At 41.7% G+C, this 1,553-nt stretch carries 2 protein-coding genes; one reads left to right on the plus strand and one right to left on the minus strand.

Features of this window, described 5'->3' with window-relative positions; all coding sequences use genetic code 11:
- A partial coding sequence (locus ACZFYI_RS20270; protein ID WP_462525934.1) for a (d)CMP kinase occupies positions 1–138 on the minus strand: 138 nt, incomplete at its 3' end.
- 124 nt (positions 139–262) lie between these two features.
- Between ACZFYI_RS20270 and ACZFYI_RS20275 the strand changes: the two genes are divergently transcribed.
- Positions 263–1,553, plus strand: a 1,291-nt coding sequence (locus ACZFYI_RS20275) for an amidohydrolase family protein (RefSeq protein WP_462525933.1), incomplete at its 3' end; no start/stop codon positions are given.

A 1,553-nucleotide genomic window follows, 5' to 3' on the forward strand; every position in this document is an offset into this window, starting at 1 on the left:
GGCTCCGGAATCGATGTAGGTATACCCCAAAATCTGGGCTACTGACTTGGCAGTAGAACTTTTGCCACATCCCGAATATCCGTCAATTGCGATTACAATTTTCTGCATTAAATAAAAGTAGCCTTGGCTTTTTTTAATTTCAGGCGCAAATATAGTAGTTTTAAATCTATTTCCTTTCCATTATGTATGTATTACAAAACTTGGTAAGGATATTCCATTTTACTGTAAACATTTATTTTCAATCTTTCAAAATCATTCCATCATGGGTTATTTTAGTGTCTTAGGACAGCTTGTTGACATTCCCAACCGTGAAATTTTTTCAGCAGAAGTTGCAGTCGAAAAAGGCAGGATCGTTTCTATCCGAAAAGTCATCGAAGACAAAAACCTCCTCTTTATCCTTCCGGGTTTCATAGATGCCCATGTCCATATAGAGTCCTCTATGCTCGTCCCTTCAGAATTTGCAAGATTGGCAGTTCCCCACGGTACTGTTGCCACCGTATCTGATCCCCACGAAATAGCAAATGTCTGTGGCATAGAAGGTATAAATTATATGATTGACAATGGAAAACAGGTTCCTTTCAAATTTTATTTTGGAGCACCATCCTGCGTTCCGGCCACTCCATTTGAAACTGCCGGTGCAGAAATAAGTGTTAAAGACATCAATGATCTCTTGGAAAGAAAAGAAATCAGCTATCTCGCAGAGATGATGAATTGGCCGGGAACGGTCCACAGAGACCCTATTGTCATGGAAAAAATTGCCCTTGCGAAGAAATACGGCAAGCCTGTCGATGGCCATGCTCCCGGATTGAGAGGGGAAGTTGCTGCCCAATATGCATCCGCCGGCATTACCACAGACCACGAATGCTTTACTTTGGAAGAAGCCTTAGATAAGGTGAAATTGGGGATGAAAATCTCCATCCGTGAAGGCAGTGCTGCCAAAAACTTTGATGCACTGATTGATATCATCGATGACTATCCTGACATGGTGATGTTTTGTTCGGACGATAAGCATCCGGATAACCTCGCCATCAGCCATATCAATGAGCTTGTCATGCGGGCAGTAGCCAAAGGAAAGAATGTCTTTGATGTTTTAAAAGCAGCATGCATCACGCCTGTACAGCATTACGGCATGGATGTAGGGCAATTGCAGATAGGCGATCCAGCAGATTTTATTGTAGTCAAAGACCTTAGGGATTTCAAAGTCCTTCAGACATATATCGATGGACAGTTGGTCGCCGAAGAGGGAAAAACTTTGATCCAAAGGATCCAAAACCCAATTATCAACAACTTCAATACAGGATTAAAGTCTGTTGAAAATTTTAAATTATTGGCAAAAGGAAACAAAGTCCGAGTAATCAGCGCTTTGGACGGACAACTTATCACTCCTGAAATCCAAGGTGAAATTCTTGTAGAGAATGGCTTTGCCGAATCAAACCCCCTAACTGATATTCTAAAATTGACGGTAGTCAACCGTTACAAAGAGGCAATGCCTGCCATTTCTTTTATCAAAAACTTCGGATTGAAATCCGGAGCAATTGCTTCTTCAGTCGGCC

This window comes from Aquiflexum sp. (genome assembly GCF_977115555.1).